The organism is Parasphingorhabdus sp. DH2-15, assembly GCF_051668705.1.
Classification (GTDB): domain Bacteria; phylum Pseudomonadota; class Alphaproteobacteria; order Sphingomonadales; family Sphingomonadaceae; genus Alterisphingorhabdus.
In genome coordinates this window covers 1236774-1257372 of sequence record NZ_CP196351.1, presented here as the reverse complement: position 1 = coordinate 1257372, position 20599 = coordinate 1236774, and the positions used below count along the sequence as shown (strand labels likewise).

At 47.4% G+C, this 20599-nt stretch carries 17 protein-coding genes and 1 tRNA gene; 10 read left to right on the top strand and 8 right to left on the bottom strand.

Annotated elements, in window-relative coordinates; all coding sequences use genetic code 11:
• The first annotated feature begins 69 nt into the window (after positions 1 to 69).
• The 8 genes from ACR9YC_RS05865 (at position 70) to ACR9YC_RS05830 (ending at position 6967) form a co-directional block, all read left to right on the top strand.
• On the top strand, positions 70 to 360 hold the full coding sequence (locus ACR9YC_RS05865) for a phosphopantetheine-binding protein (RefSeq protein ID WP_438731632.1): 291 nt from the start codon (positions 70 to 72) through the stop codon (positions 358 to 360).
• Between the two features lie 5 nt (positions 361 to 365).
• Positions 366 to 1106: a hypothetical protein gene (locus ACR9YC_RS05860; protein ID WP_438731129.1), complete on the top strand. Its 741-nt coding sequence runs from the start codon at positions 366 to 368 to the stop codon at positions 1104 to 1106.
• Complete coding sequence (locus ACR9YC_RS05855) at positions 1103 to 1936, top strand: hydrolase 1, exosortase A system-associated (RefSeq protein WP_438731126.1); 834 nt, start codon at positions 1103 to 1105, stop codon at positions 1934 to 1936. Before ACR9YC_RS05860 ends, ACR9YC_RS05855 begins: the two co-directional genes overlap by 4 nt.
• 66 nt (positions 1937 to 2002) lie before the next feature.
• The gene (locus ACR9YC_RS05850; protein ID WP_438731123.1) at positions 2003 to 3049 is read left to right on the top strand and encodes a type III polyketide synthase; all 1047 of its coding nucleotides are present in this window, start codon (positions 2003 to 2005) and stop codon (positions 3047 to 3049) included.
• On the top strand, positions 3046 to 3597 hold the full coding sequence (locus tag ACR9YC_RS05845; RefSeq protein ID WP_438731120.1) for an isoprenylcysteine carboxyl methyltransferase family protein: 552 nt from the start codon (positions 3046 to 3048) through the stop codon (positions 3595 to 3597). The genes ACR9YC_RS05850 and ACR9YC_RS05845 overlap by 4 nt, the downstream gene beginning before the upstream one ends.
• A gap of 130 nt (positions 3598 to 3727) precedes the next feature.
• Positions 3728 to 4972, top strand: a complete 1245-nt coding sequence (locus ACR9YC_RS05840; protein WP_438731118.1) for an efflux RND transporter periplasmic adaptor subunit — start codon at positions 3728 to 3730, stop codon at positions 4970 to 4972.
• Positions 4973 to 4991: 19 nt separating this feature from the next.
• Positions 4992 to 5717 carry an ABC transporter ATP-binding protein gene (locus ACR9YC_RS05835; protein ID WP_438731115.1) on the top strand — a complete coding sequence of 242 codons (726 nt, stop codon included), beginning with the start codon at positions 4992 to 4994 and terminating at the stop codon, positions 5715 to 5717.
• Between the two features lie 11 nt (positions 5718 to 5728).
• Positions 5729 to 6967, top strand: a complete 1239-nt coding sequence (locus ACR9YC_RS05830; RefSeq protein WP_438731112.1) for an ABC transporter permease — start codon at positions 5729 to 5731, stop codon at positions 6965 to 6967.
• Positions 6968 to 6981: 14 nt separating this feature from the next.
• On the opposite strand, the gene ACR9YC_RS05825 is transcribed toward ACR9YC_RS05830, so the two are convergent.
• Entirely contained in the window at positions 6982 to 9630 is a 2649-nt protein-coding gene (locus ACR9YC_RS05825; RefSeq protein ID WP_438731109.1) for an EAL domain-containing protein, read from the bottom strand.
• 197 nt (positions 9631 to 9827) lie between these two features.
• Between ACR9YC_RS05825 and ACR9YC_RS05820 the strand changes: the two genes are divergently transcribed.
• On the top strand, positions 9828 to 10103 hold the full coding sequence (locus ACR9YC_RS05820) for a hypothetical protein (protein WP_438731107.1): 276 nt from the start codon (positions 9828 to 9830) through the stop codon (positions 10101 to 10103).
• Between the two features lie 26 nt (positions 10104 to 10129).
• On the opposite strand, the gene ACR9YC_RS05815 is transcribed toward ACR9YC_RS05820, so the two are convergent.
• The 3 genes from ACR9YC_RS05815 to ACR9YC_RS05805 form a co-directional block, all read right to left on the bottom strand.
• Positions 10130 to 13264 (bottom strand): EAL domain-containing protein, encoded by a 3135-nt coding sequence (locus ACR9YC_RS05815; protein ID WP_438731104.1) that lies wholly within the window; start codon positions 13262 to 13264, stop codon positions 10130 to 10132.
• Between the two features lie 150 nt (positions 13265 to 13414).
• Complete coding sequence (locus ACR9YC_RS05810; protein WP_438731101.1) at positions 13415 to 15484, bottom strand: putative bifunctional diguanylate cyclase/phosphodiesterase; 2070 nt, start codon at positions 15482 to 15484, stop codon at positions 13415 to 13417.
• Between the two features lie 251 nt (positions 15485 to 15735).
• Positions 15736 to 15812 (bottom strand) — tRNA-Met (locus tag ACR9YC_RS05805).
• Positions 15813 to 15988: 176 nt separating this feature from the next.
• Between ACR9YC_RS05805 and ACR9YC_RS05800 the strand changes: the two genes are divergently transcribed.
• On the top strand, positions 15989 to 17221 hold the full coding sequence (locus ACR9YC_RS05800; RefSeq protein ID WP_438731629.1) for an NAD(P)/FAD-dependent oxidoreductase: 1233 nt from the start codon (positions 15989 to 15991) through the stop codon (positions 17219 to 17221).
• Between the two features lie 17 nt (positions 17222 to 17238).
• On the opposite strand, the gene ACR9YC_RS05795 is transcribed toward ACR9YC_RS05800, so the two are convergent.
• The 4 genes from ACR9YC_RS05795 to ACR9YC_RS05780 all read right to left on the bottom strand — a co-directional run bounded on the left by ACR9YC_RS05795 (position 17239) and on the right by ACR9YC_RS05780 (position 20477).
• Positions 17239 to 17766, bottom strand: a complete 528-nt coding sequence (locus ACR9YC_RS05795) for a 2'-5' RNA ligase family protein (protein ID WP_438731098.1) — start codon at positions 17764 to 17766, stop codon at positions 17239 to 17241.
• 56 nt (positions 17767 to 17822) lie between these two features.
• A complete protein-coding gene (gene mltG, locus ACR9YC_RS05790) occupies positions 17823 to 18797 on the bottom strand; it encodes an endolytic transglycosylase MltG (protein WP_438731626.1) in 975 nt (324 codons plus the stop codon).
• 8 nt (positions 18798 to 18805) lie between these two features.
• Positions 18806 to 20062, bottom strand: coding sequence for a beta-ketoacyl-ACP synthase II (gene fabF, locus ACR9YC_RS05785; protein WP_438731095.1), 1257 nt, complete (start codon positions 20060 to 20062; stop codon positions 18806 to 18808).
• Between the two features lie 178 nt (positions 20063 to 20240).
• Positions 20241 to 20477, bottom strand: a complete 237-nt coding sequence (locus ACR9YC_RS05780) for an acyl carrier protein (RefSeq protein ID WP_438731092.1) — start codon at positions 20475 to 20477, stop codon at positions 20241 to 20243.
• Positions 20478 to 20599: the final 122 nt, after the last annotated feature.

Genomic DNA, 20599 nt, shown 5'->3' with positions numbered 1-20599 from the left:
ATTCTATCAAGATAATCCAGCCGGTGAACCGCTTTAGCAACCCCGGCGATACATATGGACGGTTTGTATATGGCAGGGATGGCACAAAGTAGCGCGGATAGCTCCGCAAAGAGCGACACCATATTGCGTTCTATACTGCGTGATGTTCTGGGCCTATCGCAATCACAGGTGGATGATTTTGACGCAGATACGGAATTATTTGGCGCATTACCCGAACTTGATTCCATGGCCGTAGCAGGGTTGCTGACAGAGATAGAAGACAGGTTTGATATCATTATAGATGATGAAGATGTCGATGGCGAAACCTTTGAAAATTATGGCAGCCTGTTAGCATTCACATTGCAGAAACTTCCCCAATAGCCGCAATGGCAATAGTGATTCAGCACCCTGAAACATCACAATATTCTCTAAATGAGCATGTTGAGCGATGCCTTATTGCTGGAGATGAGACTGCAAAGGGGTCGCAGGGACCAGCTCTATTGATCGTTCCGCCTTTATTTGAGGAGGCCAATAAGCTGCGGCGACTGCTGGTTCAATTCATGTCCACCTTGGCGCATAAGCATGGTATTGCCAGCGTGCTGCCCGATCTGCCCGGCACTTTGGAAAGCGAGCGGTCATTGTCTGGCATAAGCCTATTAGATTGGCACGCATCTTTGGTACAGGTTACCGAACAACATGGCCACTTTACCCATATCATGTCACTGCGTAGCGGTTGTGATATTGCCTGTCAGATCAATGGTCTGCCGCAATGGCATCTGGCACCCTTAAATGCATGGCGACATTTACGAACCTTGGCTCGAACACAGCTAGCAAGCGAGCGAGAGGCTGGCGGCTCTAGCCGGTCTCTTGACGATATGCTGAATGATATAGTGCAAAATGGCGGTAAATTGGCTGGATATACAATATCTGCCCTATTCGCCAAAGAGCTGAAAGACCTTCCTGAAAGTTCCGCGCAGAATATATATCAGGTACGTCTTTCTGGAGATGAAAAGGCTGCTGACAATTATATAACCGGCACGCCATTATGGTTGCGCAGTGAGCCCAGTGAAGATCATGACATGGCGCTAGCAATGGCGACAGATGTAGCCCAGTGGATGACAGCATGAAGCGCAGCCATCTCAGTTTCTCTATAGGCAATGATGTTGTCTGCTGCACTATCGACGCTGCGGATATAGAGAGCAGAACAGGTCTGATTATTATCAGTGGAGGCAATGAAATACGCTCCGGTCCACATGCAGGACAAGCTCAGCTTGCCAAAGATATCGCCATGAAAGGCTATGCAGTCATGCGGTTTGACAGACGCGGTACGGGCGACTCTTCCGGCGTTAATGGTGGGTTTCGCTCCGCCAAAAATGATATCATCGCTGCAATAGACTTTTTCCGCAATGAACATCCCCAATTGACCAAATTTGTGGCCTTGGGAAATTGCGATGCAGCCTCAGCATTGCTGCTTTTCCATGAACATTTGCAGATTGATCGCTTTATACTCACCAACCCATGGACGATCGATAATGATTACCATATCACAGAAGTTGATGAACAAAGCCTACCATCAGCACAAGCGATACGTCAGCGTTATTGGCAGAGGCTGAAAGACCCACAGTCTCTTTTACGATTGCTGACTGGGAAAATTGATCTAGGGAAACTGGTACGCGGCATCAAACATGCGCGAAAAACACATGACGAACTATCCACACTGGCTTTGGAATTGCGAGAAAAACTATCGGCGATCAATATTCCCACACATATTATATTAGCCAAACAGGACCGCGCGGCCAAAGCCTTTGCGGAGGTTTGGCAAAGCGCTGCTTTTACGCAAGCAAGAGAAAACACGAACGTAACTCTTAATATTATCAATAGCGCATCGCACAGTTTCGCTGACGAAAGTGCCGCCAAAATGCTCCGTGACAAAATCGTCAACTCGCTCAAGGAATAACAGCATTAGCTATTACCCCATAGAAACGATGCTTGCTTTTGCCACAAATGCAGCCATTTACCGATAATGACCGCGAATATTGAAGCCCATATCCTCTCCTTGGCAACAGGCGTGCCAGAGAACCATATCAGTCAGGATGAGGTCATCGAACGGCTGGGCCAAAATATGGGCGGCGAAATGCCGCGTCATTTGCGATCAATCTATAACAATAGCGGCATTGATAACCGCTATCTGGCACAGCCAGCTGATGAATATATGGCCCCTGCCGAATGGCCCAAACGCAATGCCAGCTATCTTATAGAAGCCGACAAGTTAATTATTCAGCTTAGTGCAAAGGCTATGACAAAAGCCGGCCTAGAGGCCGCGCAAATCGATACTATAGTCTGCGTTTCCTCGACCGGCGTTGCGACCCCTTCACTTCCCACTCAAATGCTGAGAAAAGCCGGATTTGCCGATACGACACAGGTTATTCCCCTGTTCGGCTATGGCTGTGCTGGCGGTGTTTTGGGTATGCAGGTTGCGCGAGATATTGCGATTGCGAGGCCAGATGCGAATATATTGCTGCTCTGTGTAGAACTGTGTTCACTGGCCTTCCGCATGGGCGACAATAGCAAAAAAGGCATTGTTTCAACGGCTTTGTTTGCAGATGGCGCCAGTGCCATGGTCATATCTACGCATGGCGATGGGCCGCGTATTGGCAATATCATACAGAAAACATGGCCAGACACGCGTGATATGATGGGCTGGGATATTGACGAGGCCGGTTTGGGGTTAATTTTGGCGCGTGATATACCCAGTTTCGTTACGCGCGAATTTGTACCTGTTCTGGACGCATTTCTGTCTGCCAATCATCTTAACAAAGCGGACCTGCAAGAGCCGGCTTGCCATCCGGGCGGGGCAAAAGTGATTGACGCGCTGGAAGCCTATTTCGACCATTTGCCAGATGGCCTGCCCCTCACCCGTTCAATTTTGCGTGGATATGGCAATATGTCATCCCCAACAGTACATTTTGTTCTGGAGAAGGCATTGGAAAATAACGAAACCGACAAACCTATAGTGATAACAGCGCTTGGCCCCGGCTTTACCGGTGCTGTTGGGCTTGTCCATCCATGATGGAAATATTCCCTTCCGCCTTTATCTGGACCTATAATGCTCTGCCTTGGGCTTGGATCATTTTGGGCTTCTTAACTCTACAGCGGCTTGGTGAATTGGTGTATGCCAAACGTAATACCAAAGCCTTGATGGCGCGCGGTGCCGAAGAATTTGGTGCTTCCCATTATCCCTATATGGTTATGATACATGGTGCGTTTCTCATAAGCCTGTTCGCCTTTACAGCTTTTTATGCGCCAATTATCTGGCCATTGGCTGTTATCTTTCTATTCTTGCAAGCAGCGCGCCTCTGGGTGTTGGCTACGCTTGGACCCTATTGGACGACGCGCATTATATCCTCACCAGATTTCCCTCGGGTCATAGGCGGCCCGTTTAAACTTGTCTCTCACCCCAATTATTGTGTGGTGACTGCCGAGATTGCTGTAATCCCTTTGATATTCGGGCATGTCTGGATTGCAGTCATCTTCTCGCTATTAAATGCAGCTATATTGTCCGTACGGTTGAGAATTGAAAATAAAGCGCTGCGCAAGCGAACGACAAAAGTGGCATGAAAACTGTGCTTTGGTGTACATTATACCCCAAATTTAAGACCAAGTAACGATTATTTCCTATGAATGCCGTTCGCAATTTACAGTGCTTACTCTAATACATCAGTCAGAATTGAAAACTGGGGAGGCAAAAATGTTGCAGAGAATATGGGCTTGGATTCGCAAACACCCCATCATTTCCGTTGTCATTGCCTTAATCGCTATTTTGATTGGCTATTCGACACTCGTTCCCTCAAAACCTGATTATGAATATATTACAGCTAAAGTCACACGCGGGGACGTGGTCAAGACAGTCTCCGCCAGTGGCAAATTACGTGCCCTTAATACCATCAATGTCGGCTCAGAAATCTCCGGGCAAGTCACGGCTGTCTATGTCGATTTCAATTCGTCGGTAACGGCCGGGCAACTACTTGCTGAAATTGATGACACCAGGCCCCGCGCACAAGTCACGCAAGCCAGAGCGCAGGTTGACCTTGCACGCGCCACTTTGGCCCAAGCTGATGCGGCTATCCGCCGCGCTATAACCGATGTACAAGTGCAAACCCGCGAATTTGCACGACGCAAAGAACTGGAAGAAAAAGGCTTTGTTTCGGGCGCTGGCCTAGATCAAGCACAGAATAATCTCGTCACCGCCAAAGCATCGCTCAGTACCGCTCGGGCGCAGGCACAAAGTGCACGGGCACAAATCGCACAAAGCTCGGCGCAATTGGCATCTGCGGAACTTGACCTAAAACGCACTAAGATCATTGCACCGTCAAGCGGCGTGGTTATCAATAAATTGGTAGAACCCGGAACAACCGTCGCTGCAAATTTTCAGACCCCTAACCTATTTGAAATTGCCTCTGATACAAGCCGTATGCAAGTCGAAGCATCGGTCGATGAAGCTGATATTGGACAGGTCAAGCAAGGCCAAACAGTACGTTTTACTGTGGACAGCTATCCAGACGAGATTTTCAAAGCCATTGTTCAGCAAATCCGTAAATCGGCAACCGAAGAGCAAAATGCAGTCAGCTATTTGGTGATATTGGATGTTGATAATGCAGAGGGCAAACTGCTTACGGGCATGACGGCCAATGTTGAGATTGAGACTGCCCGCAGAACCGATATATTGCGCATCCCCAGCAGCGCCACACGCTTTCAACCGCGCGAAGAAGATCGCCCTCAAGACGCAGATGGCGAGGAGGCAACAGCCCAAAGAAAGAGCAAAACAGCGAAAATATGGATGGAAAGCGATGATCCATTTAAGCCGGTAGAGCGTGAAATCACCTTAGGTCTGGTCGGCGAGGATTTTGCCGAAGTAAAAGACGGTTTGAGCGTTAATGACACCATATTATTGCGTGTTCGCAATCTCATCACTCGCGGTGACACAGAACAATGACGCGGTCGGGGAAAAACCCATGACTCAAAAGTTGGTAGAGACGCGCAATCTGGTCAAAACCTATGTTCTGGGAAGCGAGACAATAAACGCCGTGAACGGTGTATCTCTATCAATAGAACGCGGTGAATATGTTGCCATTATGGGCACTAGCGGTTCGGGTAAATCAACTTTTATGAATATGATCGGTTGCCTAGATACACCCAGCAGCGGAGAAGTTTTGATCGATGCCATTCCGACATCGGACAGAGATAGCGATGCCTTGGCCAAGTTACGTAATGAAAAAATTGGCTTCGTGTTTCAGCAATTCAATCTCTTGGCACGAACCTCCGCATTAGATAATGTTGCCGTTCCTCTTATTTATGCAGGTCAGTCCTCCGCTACGCGACAAGAGAAGTCGGCTGAGAAATTGGCTGCCATGGGCTTGGGTGATCGCCTTGACCACACACCGGCTAAGCTCTCCGGCGGGCAACAACAAAGAGTAGCTATTGCCCGGGCGCTGGTAACGGAACCGCTTATTCTGCTTGCTGATGAACCGACAGGTGCGTTGGACAGCAAAACATCTGATGACATTATGGCCATCTTCCAAGAGCTAAATGCACAAGGCATAACTATCATTGTTGTAACGCATGAAAGTGAAGTTGCCGATCATGCCAAACGCCGCATAGAGTTTCGCGATGGCAAGGTGATAGAAGACCGGATGGTCACGAACCGCCTAATAGCAAAAACCCGGAAAGATACGCTATGACGCCGGGAAAAATGATACAATCCCTTGGCGGCTGGCTGGTTAATGTTTCCATTGCGATGACCGCATTGCGGACCAATTTGATGCGTTCCATCTTAACTATGCTAGGCGTTATGATCGGGGTCTTTGCCGTTACACTGGCCGTCGCTGTTGGAGCCGGTGCACAATCATCTGTCATCCAATCGGTCAATGCTTTGGGTTCAAATATGGCTATCATCGTGCCCGAACCCGATGTTGGAGGTGGAAGGCGTACCTTTGACCGAGGACGCCTTACCATGCGTGATGCAAGGGCGATCAAAAAACAAATACCGGGCGTATTATATCTGGCTCCCCAATTGCGGTCCACCATACAGATTGTGGCGGCCGGCAATAACACAACCACTAATGCTGTGGGTTCAACAGCCGATTTCGCTCCGGTTACGAACAGCGCAGTGCAAACTGGACGGTTCATCGATGAAGCTGATGAACGTTCCGCCGCGCGCGTTGTTGTTATTGGCAGCACTGTTGCTGAAGCTCTTTTCGGTAACTTTGATCCAGTAGGGCAAACGGTAAGGATAAACCGCATCCCTTTCACAATAATTGGACTGCTTGAGTCCAAGGGATCTAACTTCGGCAGCGACAATGATGACACCGCAATTATGCCGATCTCTACTATGCGTCAGCGCTTCAATGGTGACACATTATCGGGGCCAGATGATCTTAACCTGCTCTTTGTCGGTTTTGAAGATGCCTCCAGTCTGGTTGAAAGCAAAATCTCTATCACCCAGCTATTGAGCGAACGCTATAATGTTGAGGAGAAAGGCACCAACCCCTTCACGGTTCGCACGACAGAGGAATTTCTGGAGCAAACCGGTGAAATAACTGCAATCTTTCAGATTGTGTTGGTCGCCATCGCTTCAATATCGCTCTTGGTGGGCGGTATAGGCATTATGAATATCATGCTTGTCAGTGTTACCGAGCGCACGCGCGAAATAGGTCTCAGAATGGCATTAGGGGCCAAACGCAGCGATATCCGCAACCAATTTTTGGTCGAAGCTGCAGTGCTCTGCATCATAGGCGGTGCTGTGGGATTGTTGCTTGCTTGGGCAGTTGGTTATGCGATGACCACATATGCAGGGTTTCTGGTGCCGATTGGGCTTAGTGTTGCGCTAGGCGCGATTATCTTTTCAGCATGTATTGGGCTTGTTTTTGGCGGGTACCCCGCGGTACGTGCATCGCGCCTTTCGCCTATTGAGGCATTGCGCAGCGAATAATCTGCAACCCCAGTTTATCGCGCGTTGATAGCGAGCTTATCGGCCTGAAGAGCCTTATGCTCATCTGCGATACGCTTATAAACCTCTTCTTTGCTAAGAGGTTCCCCGAAGAGGAAGCCTTGCGCCAAATCTGCTTGCATAGCCCGCAAAAGCGCTACTTGCCTTTCATTCTCCACCCCTTCCACAACGCAATCAACACCAAGGTTTTTCGAAAGGTTGATAAGCAGGCTTACAATACTGCGTTTCTTAGCGCTTAAATCCAGATCCTTGGTCAAACTGCGGTCCACTTTAATCCGGTCAAAAGTGAACTCATGCAAATGCAGCAATGAAGAATAGCCTGTTCCAAAATCATCAAGCGCGATGCGCACGCCAGTCTCAATCAAAAGTTGCAAGGCATCTCGTACTAGGCTGGTGTCTGTCACCATTGCCGTTTCGGTTACTTCCATAACAATGCGCTCTGGAGGGAAGCCAGAGTCCAAGACGATTGCTTTGAGTTCAGCAGTTAAATCCAATGTCGCAAGATCGTGACTGGAAAGATTGAAGGACAGATTCAGATGATCTGGCCATGTTTTTGCTGTTTCCAGAGCATTCACCAAAAAATGGCGCGTTAGCGGAGTGATGCGCGCCATACGTTCTGCCAAAGCAATAAATTCCCCGGGACTTACTTCCCCAATGGTCGGGCTGTTCCAACGAGCAAGCGCCTCAAATCCTAGCGTTTTTCCAGTTTGTATTTCAACAATAGGTTGGTAATTGATGTCAAACTCATCCGGTTTTGCATTGGCCAGTGCCGATTCCAGTGCCTTGCGTCTAAGAAACTCCGCACTATGCGCATCATCAAAGATATTCAGTACTTCGTTGTTATTTTTCTTATTAGAATAAAGAGCGAAATCTGCGCGGTCATACAGGTCTGCCACAGTTATTTCTGAAGCATCACAAACGGCAATGCCCACCGAGGCATAAGGGCTAATAACAGTTTCGCCAAAACGCTCTTCCTGCGCCAGTGCTTCACAAATATTTTGCCCGGTAGTGCGAAGATCATTAAGCGATGTTACATCAGTCATGACAAATGCAAATTCATCACCACCCAAACGCCCTAGTAATGCTTGAGAACCCAAGCATTGCCGCAAACGCTTGGCTGCAAGGACCAAGACTGCATCACCGACGGCATGGCCATAAATATCATTTACAGCTTTAAACCGATCCAAATCAACCAAACCGATCGCGATTTTTGTATTATGCTTCGCAGCAGATAAGTGAAGGGAACATAATTCTTCATCAAATCCACGCCGATTATTCAATCCCGTCAGCGGGTCAGTGATTGACAAGATCCGCTCTTTTTTACGGCGCCGCGAGAGCACAGACAGAAATATTCCTAGCGCCAAACATACACAGACAGCCATCCCTGTGAGCAATGTTTGACGCATGAGAAGGTCATCCTTCAACTTGGCATTTTGCTTCAAATTTTGCGTCTCGCTATTAATAAGCGCTTGATACTCCCTTGACATTTCTCGTCGCTCATCGAGTGACTTAATCTGTTGTTTATCGAAAAAGTTGACCAGCTCTTTAATTGCCTTTGATGTGTTGCCTTTATTTATGTCCAAAATAGCTTGTGCGAGAACAATTTTGTCTTGCGCCTCAGCAGATTCCTGAAACCTTGGGTCGCTTTGCAATTCCAATATCGCGGTGCGCGCCTCATCAAAACGTTGAGCTCTGGCCAGAGTGTTGACTACAGAAACTTTCCACAGCATCCAATTTTGCGAATTGGCATCAAAATACATTTCCGCCTTTTCAAAACATGCCAAAGCAGTATCAAAATTTCCCAATTTGCTGTGAAGATTGCCACACCCCATTGTAACGAAAAGCCTATGCATCGGGAAAACTCCGTCATGCAATCGTGACATAAGAATACTATTTAACTTACTGGCTTTTTTATAATAGCTGGCATCTTCTAGCATATTTGCCATGTTGGAGATGGACGATGCGCTATCAACAGGGAAACCTCTCGGCATAGAAATATCATAGCGCTTTTTGTAGTTTAATATTGCACCTTGAAAGTCACCGGCCTCCATAAGGACATAGGCCGATACGCCGTATATCTCACGTTGCATATATTGGGACAGAGCAGTCTTTGATGTTAACAATTGGGCCGCTTGCAAATCACGCAGTGCAAGCGGAGCAGAACCATAATTTATTTCTGCTAAAGCTGCCGTTACATGCCCCCAGATAATAGTCTCTGGGTTCAAATCTTTGCCTTGAATAAATGTCCGTATATTCTTCGCCACTGCTGTATAATCATTGCTTTGGCCTATGACACTAAAAGTATCGAGTATTTCTTGCCGCGCCTTCTGATCATGCGAACCTTGCGATTTTAATAGTGGATCATATTGCGCTTTTAGGCTGTAATAGCGCGGAAACAAAAATGCTTGAAGGTAAGAAAAGGCAAGTTCTTGAGAGCGATAAATTCGCACCTCTGGCGCTAAAGATTCCAACTCTTGCTCATATTTATCCCAATCAGCTTCGCCGACAATGAAAACGCTATCTTGAATATCGTTCGCAAGAGCCAAAGCCTCATCGGTCCATTCATCTTTTGCAGATGCAGAAGAGCCAAAAGTGAACAGAGCACACACTGTCAAAAATAGCGATATCGCTTTTGATACTGACATATCGCCCCTGTTCCAAAACTCCTGCCATTGGCCAATTTTTCAAACCTATCAATTGATCCTCTAAGCAGTATCGTTACGCTTAGCGCATAAAAGAAAATATAAGGTAAAAGCTGCAAGCAGTGTCTTAAAAACGCTGATAACTGCACGGGACTCAGAATTACCGTAGGACAGCCACGCTCTTGGCCTAAGCGCAGCACTTGATCTTTCGGCGTCAGTTTCTCATCAAAGCAATTTTTGTGGGTTGTAAAATGTATCTCCGTGTGAAGTTTTTCCAATTATATCAATTTGCCAAACATGTTTCTGGTCAAAAGAAAAATGCAGGTTACGAATTTGGTGAAATATGTCCTATTCTCGAAGTTGGGTTCGCTGAAATTCTAGAAAGCCCGCGCCCAGCGCTTTATTGCCTATTGGGACCGACTGTGCGTGCTGGAGAAAATGTGGTAGCTATTGGCACACCAACTGAGGATTTCTGAATGGCATTGGTTGCGTGTTTGTCTTTCTATTGAGCAAGACCACTTCTCTTAAGATTCACAAAGTCCGGATTGGCCGTCCCTTCGTTCTCCACAATAGGATCATTTTCGTCATGGCTCTCTTGGTCTGTAACGATAGCTCCGCCACCCATTGCATGTTCAGCAATGATAGTGAGTGTCTGAACAGCACCTACTGGCCGCGAGATGAGAAAGCCTTGCGCTTCGTGACAAGACATTTTTGACAAAGTATCAAGCTGCCCAGTAGTCTCAACACCTTCGGCAATAACATTGAGTCCCAGATTACGCCCCAGATCAATAATCGCATGCGTAATCCTCTGATCCCCAACATTATCCTCTAACTCACGGACAAATGCGCGATCAATTTTGAGGCGGTCAAGAGGGAAACGTTGAAGATAGCTGAGTGACGAATAGCCAGTGCCAAAGTCATCGACTGCAATACGCACACCTATTTCCCGAAGCGACCGAAGAATCTTAATGGCCTGATCACTCTCTCTAACCAATGTTCCTTCAGTAATCTCAATTTCCAGGCGGCGTGCATCTAATCCCGATTGCTCGATAGCGCTTTTCACCGTGCTGAAAATATCTTCATTATAAAACTGATACGGAGACACATTAACGGATATCATCAAATCTTGCCCGTTAATCTGGGGCCATGTTACTGCAGTTTTGCACGCTTCCCTAAGCATAAGCTGCCCCAATTCATCTATGACCCCGGTCTCTTCAGCAATTCTAACAAATTCGCTTGGTGCCATATCCCCAAATTCGGGATGCGCCCAACGCGCAAGGGCCTCAAAACCTGTTAGTTTTTGCGTATGTAGATCAATTTGCGGTTGATACACAGCGTAGACACCACCATCTTTCAGCGCAGTGCGAATGTCATCTTCCAACCGTTTTCGGCGGTGCAATTTGGCCTTCATTTTGCTCGAAAAGCGCATCCAGGTGCCTTTGGATTTGCCCTTTGCTTCATAAAGCGCAATGTCAGAGAGCTGAACCAATTCAGCAATCTCTTTTGCATCATCAGGAAACACTGCGCTCCCCAAAGACGAGCTGATATTAATTTCAAGACCTTCAATACGATACGGCCGGCGCACTTCAGAAATAAGCCAATTGGCAACATCTGCCAACAATGCCGTTCCATTTTCTGGCAAAATCGCCGCAATCACAAACTCATCACCGCCAAATCTGGAGACAATGGCATCGGGCCCAGAAATCGATTGCAGCCTTTCAGCAACAGCACGTAGAAGCTCATCGCCCACATGATGTCCGAAATTGTCATTCACTGGCTTAAAGCCATCAAGATCAAGCGCAATGACCGCGAGTTTTTGGTGATGCTCGTCGACATGTTTTTGCAGCTCGGCAACTTGGGTCTCAAACAGTTTACGATTGGCAAGGCCGGTAAGATGGTCGTGAAAGGCTAGATACTGAATTTCGTCCTGTGCCTGGACCTTATCGGTGATTTCTAACGAACGACCACGATAACCGGTAAACTCTCCGCGCGCATCAAACTGCGCAATACCTGCAATAGAAAAGATTCGGCGCTGGCCCGATTTGTCTGTGCACGCAAAAATTTCATCGGCAAAATCAGAAAGCAGATCAATATGCCGCTTTAACGATTCTACCGGTCGATCAAAAGGCTCCAGCAGATCGAGGTAATTGGTTCCCAGTAACTCATCTGCCGTGCCGCCAAATCCCGCTAAAAAACGATCAGAAACATAGGTGAATTTGAAATCAGTGTCAGCTTCCCAAAGCCAGTCAGTATCAACTTTTTCATAATCTGTGAAACGCCGCTTGCCTTCTTCCAATTCTTCGCGCGCTTCTACAGTCTTGTCGACCATGAGCTCAACCAATGGTGATTGCTGCTCTGCAATAATGCGTTTTAGGGGCTCCAGATCAATATTCTCATTATGCTCGACCAGATTGAGACCAATCTCCTCTTCCTCTGGGCTGACGCGAATAGCCCCGAAGAGAGAAAACACTTTTAAAGCTGTAAAAGCCGCTCCACAGCCCCAGAGCAATGCAAGACCTACCCCGGTCGCTTGCGTGATCAAAAGATCGAGGCGGCTCATGGTTAAGAACTCAGCGGAAACAAATAAGGGTATCATCAATGTACCGGTTGCACCGCCAATCAAATGTGTCGCGATAGCATCAACTGGGTCATCAATTTTGAAACTGTGCAAAAGACATTTTGCACCAATTGTCGCAACCATGCCCGATGCAAATCCGATGACCATTGCACCCTGAAAGTCGACATATGCGCAGCCCGCTGTGATACCAACCAAACCACCCAATATACCCGTGCTGGTCGTTTTGGGGTGTGTGCTCTTACTGCCGCGAAGCATATCATAAACAAGGCCCGCCAGACCGCCAAAGCACATTGCAACAACCGTGTTCACGACAATCTGTGTAAAAGCTGATGTAGAGGGTGACGCTGTGCCAGCGTTAAAGCCAACCCAAGCAATACCGAGCAGAACCACGCCAAATAATGACAACACACTAGAGTGCCCAGGCATGGACACCACTTTGCCATTCTCATCGAACCTACCAATTCTGGGCCCAACAGCTAGACATGCGCCCAATGCGGCAGCTCCGCCAATGACATGAACAACCGATCCACCAGCAAAGTCTAGGAAGCCGAAATCAGCCAGGAATGCTGGATTATTATCGATCAGGGCCTTGCCCCAAACCAAATGTCCAAAAGCTGGGTAAACTATGGCAGCAATAATAGCGGTTAAGAAAATATAGGCATGAAAACGCATTCTCTCAGCGATTGCACCAGAAACGATGGTTGCCGCAGCAGCGCAAAAACCAAATTGATAAATCAGCATTGGCTGATATTTGGTATCAGAGAAAGAAAAGCCGCCAAAACCGAACCAGCCAGTAGAGCCAGCGCCAAACATAATTTTGGCACCCAATGTCATGAAAATACAACCAGAAACTATAAGGTCTGTAGCATTTTTTTGCGCAACATTGATGGTGTTTTTAGAGCGAACGGAGCCGGCCTCAAGCAACAGAAAGCCGCCCTGCATAAACATCACTAATGATGTGGCGATGACCATCCAAAGCACATCTATTCCCGATGCTTCAGTAACTCTCGCAACAAAGATAGCATCGTCAGCAGAGGCCGCCGATAATAGACCCAACATTTATCTTCCTCTTACCAGAAACAAAGTCATAAAAGTTTAAGGTTAATAAATAATGAGAGTTTTAATCACTTGTTACAAAATATTTGATTAGATTGAAATTATCTTGCAGTTGAATTATTAGAGTTAAACACTCTGACTGCTGATTGACGGTTAGGTAAAATCAAGTGTATTGCTTTTCATCGGGTTGACTAAAAGCCTGTTTGCCATTCTTATTTCGACCTCTCTACATACTTTTATAAAGCCTTTAGCCGGGATAGCTTCGCTTAACAAAAAGCCTTGAACTTGATCACAATCATTCTGCCTTAGCCAGGCCAATTGTTCATGAGTTTCCACCCCTTCTGCAACAATGGTCGATCCAATTTGTTTTGCGAGTGCAAAAATCAACCGCAGCAAGGGATCTGAATGTGGCAATTGTTCTACAAAGCTGCGATCCGCCTTTATGCAACCGACGGGGAAGCGTGAAATATAGGCAAGATTAGAATAACCCGTGCCAAAATCATCAATGGCCAACTTAAAGCCTAACTCCCTGATCCTTTGAATGCGCCGGGATACGTCAGCACTATCACCAACAAGGGAGGTTTCCGTAATTTCAAGCTCAAGCAAAGACAGTGGAAATTCTGCATTTTCTTCAATGCGTTCAGCAATAGTTATAAAGTCCTCATGCTGAAATTGTTTGGGGGAGACATTGATTGAAACACTAAGATTTACACCTTGCTTATGCCATATACTCAGTTGTTCACTGACTTTGTCAAACACGATCGAGCCGATTTGATTCATAACACCCATCTCTTCACAGATAGGTATGAATTTACTCGGCGGTATGTCCCCAAGCTCAGTGTGCGGCCAGCGCAGTAAAGCCTCTGCAGCGATTATAGTATTTGATGCGAGGTCGAGTCTGGGCTGATAGAATATCTCAAACTCACGGTTCGCTATGGCATTTTTGATTTCAACTTCAAATCTGTTGCGCTCTTTTGCAGCGGCACCAATGGTTTCATCGTAAATGACATAATCATCAGTCTCACTACGTTTGGCGCAATACATGGCCAAGTCCGCTTGCAGAAGCGCCTCCGGCCATGGAACTTGATCAGCACTGTTCTTGGTGCACGCACCAATGCTCACACCAATATTCAATGTTGCTGCCTCCAGCTCGAAGGGCTTTTTAAGGTCACATTGAATAGCATCCAGTTTGTTGATCAGCTCAGTTTCATCCACCAAGCCATTCAGCACGATGATAAACTCATCGCCGCCTAAGCGCGCCAATACGTCCCCATCCCCGACATGCCGACGCAAACGCTCCGCAATCAGGCACAAAGTGGCATCGCCAGCGCTATGGCCGTAGGTGTCGTTAATATGTTTAAACATATCCACGTCAAAATAGATAATCGTATAGTCTTCTTTGCGGCGACCGGCCCCAACTTCATCCCAATTTCCCTGAACTATGGACCGATTATAGCACCCAGTTAATTGATCACGAGCCGCCAAATAACGGGCTTTGTCTGTCGACTCCTTCAATTCCGATACATCATAAGCGGTTACAAGATAGGCTATCTCTCCGCTTACCGGATCGAGACACTGTTTGGTTCTAAGGTCGAACCATTGCTGGCCAGAAGATGTATAAATTTCGGTGACAAATCTGCTTTCTCCATCAACGGAAATTTCCTTTAACAGCCTAGGAAAATCGCTTGGTTCAACAAATAATTGGCCTGATGTAGCGTTGGCACTGGGCAGAACGCTGCGCGCAGCGGGGTTATGATAGAGAATGCTGCCATCATTACCGAAAAGCGCAATTTTAACATCAGTATGCAATATTGCATTGGCTGTTCGAGCAGTTTCTGGAGCTTTTGCCTCATCGCGAATGACTTCGCACATCATGGCCATTCGGCCGTCCGGCATAACAAAGCCAGAATACACAACATCTACTGTTACAGGCCGACCTTTAGGATGGAGCGTCCAAGTTTCAGTAAAAACCGCATCGCGTGCAATAAAGTCGCTCTGAAACTGCTTTAGCCGTTCAGCTACTGTCAGAGACATTCCGGAAGAAAGGTCACGCGCACAAAGAGACTCTTCGTTCTCTGCATCCCATAATTCGCATGCGGATTGGTTAGCGAAAGCAATAGATTTGCAATCAGTATCATAAACCCAAATTGGCCGACGCAGCCTTCTTGCTAGCAAGAAAAGGTCATCTTTTATAGGTACTATCGGAGTGTTAGCTAAATCCATGCAACCGATATCGCTAAGACCTATTAATAATTGGTGGCAAAGATATTTTGGAGATGTAAAATTTTGGTTGTTGGTAGATAACCTATCTTACAGTTTTTATGAGTAATATTTAATAATGCTCTGGATCATTTATAACGTAGAGTTATAATAAATCGACATCACAGCTACCCATAGGCCTGTTGGGACAATGCGTCATTTATCGCATAGAAATATAAGCGATAACGGACAATACGGGTTTTGGCTGAAAATGCTGGTAGCGGAGGAGGGATTTGAACCCCCGACAAATGGATTATGATTCCACTGCTCTAACCAACTGAGCTACTCCGCCACAATCGATAGGGCGCTTAAAAGCGCTTTTCCTGTTTCGATAGGTTGCGGCCTATAATTGCGCCATTGCCGATGGTCAACACAAAGCCTTCATCAAATAAACTTTTTTCCATACAATTGCCTTGTCAGAGCATGAAAGAACGCTGTATTACACAGCTCAACAAGGGTGAATGCCGGATGGACAGTTACGACATCATTATTGCCGGTGCAGGACATGGCGGCGCGCAAACCGCGATTGCTCTGCGCCAAATGGGCTTTGAAGGGTCCATAGCAATGATCGGTGATGAGCCATATAATCCCTATGAACGCCCGCCTTTATCCAAAGAATATCTTTCCGGAGAAAAGACTTTTGAGCGTATGGCGATGCGGCCAGATATATTTTGGGAAGAGCGAGAGATTAATATTCTCTGCGGCACGCGCGTCAGCCGTGTTGATTCCATGGGGAATATCATCACACTGTCGAACGATAGACAGCTTGCTTACAAAAAACTGGTTTGGGCGACAGGCGGAGCACCGCGCATGCTCGATTGTCCGGGTAGTCATGCACGAAATGTCTTCACTTTGCGTCAGAAACGCGATGCAGATGCGATTCGCAAAGCGCTACCTAGTGCAGAGAATATTAATATCATTGGTGGCGGCTATATTGGATTAGAAGTCGCGGCAGCTGCTGCAAAAATTGGCAAGTCAGTTAATCTGATAGAACTACAAGATCGTTTACTAAACAGGGTCTCAGGGCGACATATTGCTGATTATTTTCAGAAACTGCATGAAGCCCATGGCGTTACCTTTCGGTTGAACACCAAGGCGGAGAAGTTCGTTACTGATACTGAAGGTAATGCAACATCCATCATATTAGAAGATGGCACTGGACTGCCAACAGACATGGTAGTCTTCGGCATAGGCATCATCCCTGAAACCGGTCCATTGCTTGCTGAGGGCGCAATGGGCGGCAATGGTGTGGATGTAGATTCAATGTGCCGGACCAATCTGCCGGACATTTATGCAATTGGTGATTGTGCAACCCATGCTAACCCATATGCCAATGGCGCGCATGTTCGCTTAGAGTCAGTACAGAACGCGCATGATCAAGCCAAAACTGTAGCCGGCCATATTTGTGGTCAGGATATTCCTTATAAAGTCGTTCCATGGTTTTGGTCGAACCAATATGATGTAAAATTGCAAACCATTGGTTTTTCATTAGGCTTTGATGAAGAAATTTGCCGTGGCGACCCCGAAAGCAATAGCTTCTCCGTCATATATCTCTTGGATGGAAAGGTCATCGCTGTGGACTGTATCAACCGCACCAAAGACTATGTTCAAGGCAAAAAACTGATTGAAAACGCAGATATATTGGACGCAGAGCAACTGGCAAACCCCGACATACCGTTTAAAGAGGTTGGACTGGCCTAAACTGGCGGTCTCATGGCTTAGTCAAAAGGGCCATGCTTCCCGCGGAAACTCTGTGCATAGGGTGCATCCCACCTGCCCTCATCATAACGATAGCTTTGCAGACCGGTTATCTGCCATGGGCGTACCTCAAATTGCGCAGATAATGCGGCGAAACAGGCTTTGGCCGTGTCGGTCTTCACCTTGTTCTGGATAGTGATATGCAGCCGTGGATGTTCCTGATCCTGTTGGGTTAGCAGGCCATGGAAACGCTCTGCAATAAAAGCTCTTATCGCGCGCAGTTCCTCACTCTCAATCAACAGGGCAACCCCGCCGCTCATTTTCATGATATCCGCGAGCTTGGCTATTGGTGCACGAAATTCGCGACAGGCATCTCGCATGGCTGCAACAACTTTGTCTTCACAATGCCCGGGAAGATGCCTGAAGAGCGTAATATGTGCATCAACCTGATTACGTTCGGGCGGATAATATGCGCGCCGTAGACGGTTGGCATAGGCAAATTCCTGATCGCCCATTCTGGCTGTCAATATGATCGGCCGCCTGTCCATATTTACGTCATCACATTGCTGCGTTCGATGCTATCATCAGGAAAATATACTGAAAACTATTCAATTTCGCCGCGCTGACGGCGCAGAGCAAACCAGCGTTCAACATTGTTCTCATGCTCAGCATTGGTATCAGCAAAAACATGGCCACCCGTACCATCAGCAACCATGAACAGCGCATTCGTCTTTTCAGGGTTTAACACAGCCTCTATCGACGCGCGACCAGGATTGGTTATCGGTCCTTTAGGTAATCCCACAGTCGTATACGTGTTATAATCATTGATGGCATTAAGCTCAGAGCGCAAAATTCGGCGACCCAAAGGTTTGCCCTTGCTCACCGGATAGATGACCGTTGGATCGGCCTGCAATAACATGCCGCGCTTCAAGCGGTTCGAATATAGTCCAGCAACCTTGCGCCGCTCTGATGCTATACCTGTCTCTTTCTCAACAATGGAGGCCAGGATAACGGCTTCTTGCGGACTTGAAACAGCAATGTCCTTTTTGCGACTTTTCCATGCTGTATCAATGGCGTTGCGCATTGCGTCTTGCATACGTTTAACTACCGCTACGCGCGTTTCTCCACGTTCAAAAGCATAGCTTTCAGGCAATATTGAACCCTCAGCAGGAACAGCGATATCGCCCGTCAATAACGGCTCTGCCATTAATCGCTCATGCACCAATATGCTGGGCATGCCTTCGGGAATGGTGATCAGTCGCGTGATAAATGCATTGCCTTGAAGAATAGACAATATTTCGGAATTGCTTGCACCTGCAGGCAGCGAAAACTCCCCCGCTTTGATAGGTTCATTGCTGCCCAGAATTTTGGCGCGGTTGAGGAAACTTGCTGACGAGGAAATGGCGCCAAGCTCTTCCAAACTTGCGGCGGCACTCGACAGACTGCTGCCTTCCGGCAATAGAAACTCAGTCTCTTTGGTCAATGGCCCTTTGGCACTCCAACCATAGACAAAATTGCCACCAATCAACACACAACCCATAACGGCCAAAACCACAATAAGTGTTCCAAGCCGGCGTATCATGATGATTAAACAGCCTTCATAATTAGGCTTGCATTTGTTCCACCAAAGCCAAAACTGTTATTAAGGACAGCCTTAACTTCCCGCTTCTTGGCCTTATGCGGCACCAGATCAACGCCCTCCGTCCCCTCATCAGGGTTATCAAGGTTGAGTGTCGGCGGAACAATTTGGTCGCGCATTGCCAGCAAACAGAAAATCGCTTCCACTGCTCCAGCTCCGCCCAGCAAGTGACCAATGGCAGATTTTGTGCTGCTCATTGAGGCACCACCCAGATCATCGCCCAACACCCGTTTGACCGCCGCCAGTTCGATGGTGTCAGCCATGGTCGATGTGCCATGGGCGTTGACATAATCAATATCACCAGAGCCAAGGCCAGCCTTTTTCAAAGCCATTTCCATAGCCAGCTGCGCACCCAAGCCATCAGGGTGCGGCGCGGTCACATGATACGCATCGCCAGACATGCCATAGCCGACAATCTCGCCATAAATTTTTGCACCGCGTGCTACTGCTCGTTCATATTCTTCCAAAACAACAATGCCCGAGCCTTCACCCAGAACAAACCCTTCACGGTCTTTATCATAGGGGCGGCTGGCCTGTTCAGGCCTATCATTATAGCTGGTGTTAAGTGCGCGCGCCTGTGCAAAACCGGCAATACCCAATGGGTTCACAGTGCTTTCCGCACCGCCTGCAACCATGATGTCCGCATCGTCCAACGCAATCATGCGGGCCGCATCGCCAATTGCATGCGCACCACTGGAACAGGCCGTTACAACTGCGTGGTTGGGGCCCATAAATCCGTATTTAATCTGAACCTGACCGGTAATCAGATTGATTAAACGGCCATGAACAAAATGCGGAGAAACCCTTCCAGGGCCGCGTTCGTGCAGGACAATGGATTCTTTTTCAATACCCGGCAATCCGCCGATACCCGAACCGATAGAACAGCCAGTCCGGCGTTTTTCGGCTTCTGACATATCTGTCAGTCCGGCATCTTCCAATGCCTGCCCTGATGCATCAATACCGTAAACGATGAACGGATCAACCTGCCGCTGGACTTTGCTATCCACCCGCTTATTTGCATCAAATCCCATAGGGTCATCTGCCGGCTTGACCTCGCACGCAATCTTGCATTTCTGGTCGGAAGCATCAAAACGAGTAATCGGTCCGGCGCCGGACTTTCCAGCAATCAAATTTGTCCATGTGGTTTCGACATCTCCACCCAGAGGTGTAACCAGACCCAGACCTGTCACGACGACACGGCGCATTGATATTCTCCTTTTAAATCCGGCGGCAAACTTATGTCAGCGCCATACCGGACTATAGTCAATCATTATGCTTAAATAGGACAGGCCCCCCGCCCGATGCAAGATCGATGCGGAGGGCCTGGATATATTTTATCAATCATCATGGGTGGCAATATATTTTGCCAGACCGAAAGAGCGATCAACCAGCTTGATTGTCAATATACTCAATAGCGTCATTGACGGTTGCGATTTTCTCTGCCGCATCGTCGGGGATTTCTACGCCGAATTCTTCTTCAAACGCCATGACCAGTTCAACGATGTCGAGGCTGTCTGCGCCCAGATCATCAATAAAGCTAGCGTCTTCGGTGACTTTGTCGGCTTCTACACCAAGGTGCTCGACAACAATTTTTTTCACGCGATCAGCAGATTTACTCATCGGAATTCCTTCTGGTTTTGTTGATTTGTAACTGCCACTATCGCGATGCGACGTATCTGGCAAGTCTTGCCATGGATTATCCACGCCTCAAACATAGCAAGCAATTGAAAAATATCACTATC

Excerpts from the sequence above, each read along its gene's own strand:
- ACR9YC_RS05865 (WP_438731632.1), top strand. The coding sequence starts at position 70 with ATGGCAGGGATGGCACAAAGTAGCGCGGATAGCTCCGCAAAGAGCGAC.
- ACR9YC_RS05860 (WP_438731129.1), top strand. The coding sequence starts at position 366 with ATGGCAATAGTGATTCAGCACCCTGAAACATCACAATATTCTCTAAAT.
- ACR9YC_RS05855 (WP_438731126.1), top strand. The coding sequence starts at position 1,103 with ATGAAGCGCAGCCATCTCAGTTTCTCTATAGGCAATGATGTTGTCTGC.
- ACR9YC_RS05850 (WP_438731123.1), top strand. The coding sequence starts at position 2,003 with ATGACCGCGAATATTGAAGCCCATATCCTCTCCTTGGCAACAGGCGTG.
- ACR9YC_RS05845 (WP_438731120.1), top strand. The coding sequence starts at position 3,046 with ATGATGGAAATATTCCCTTCCGCCTTTATCTGGACCTATAATGCTCTG.
- ACR9YC_RS05840 (WP_438731118.1), top strand. The coding sequence starts at position 3,728 with ATGTTGCAGAGAATATGGGCTTGGATTCGCAAACACCCCATCATTTCC.
- ACR9YC_RS05835 (WP_438731115.1), top strand. The coding sequence starts at position 4,992 with ATGACTCAAAAGTTGGTAGAGACGCGCAATCTGGTCAAAACCTATGTT.
- ACR9YC_RS05830 (WP_438731112.1), top strand. The coding sequence starts at position 5,729 with ATGATACAATCCCTTGGCGGCTGGCTGGTTAATGTTTCCATTGCGATG.
- ACR9YC_RS05825 (WP_438731109.1), bottom strand. The coding sequence starts at position 9,630 with ATGTCAGTATCAAAAGCGATATCGCTATTTTTGACAGTGTGTGCTCTG.
- ACR9YC_RS05815 (WP_438731104.1), bottom strand. The coding sequence starts at position 13,264 with ATGTTGGGTCTATTATCGGCGGCCTCTGCTGACGATGCTATCTTTGTT.
- ACR9YC_RS05810 (WP_438731101.1), bottom strand. The coding sequence starts at position 15,484 with ATGGATTTAGCTAACACTCCGATAGTACCTATAAAAGATGACCTTTTC.
- ACR9YC_RS05800 (WP_438731629.1), top strand. The coding sequence starts at position 15,989 with ATGGACAGTTACGACATCATTATTGCCGGTGCAGGACATGGCGGCGCG.
- ACR9YC_RS05795 (WP_438731098.1), bottom strand. The coding sequence starts at position 17,766 with ATGGACAGGCGGCCGATCATATTGACAGCCAGAATGGGCGATCAGGAA.
- fabF (WP_438731095.1), bottom strand. The coding sequence starts at position 20,062 with ATGCGCCGTGTCGTCGTGACAGGTCTGGGTCTGGTTACACCTCTGGGT.
- ACR9YC_RS05780 (WP_438731092.1), bottom strand. The coding sequence starts at position 20,477 with ATGAGTAAATCTGCTGATCGCGTGAAAAAAATTGTTGTCGAGCACCTT.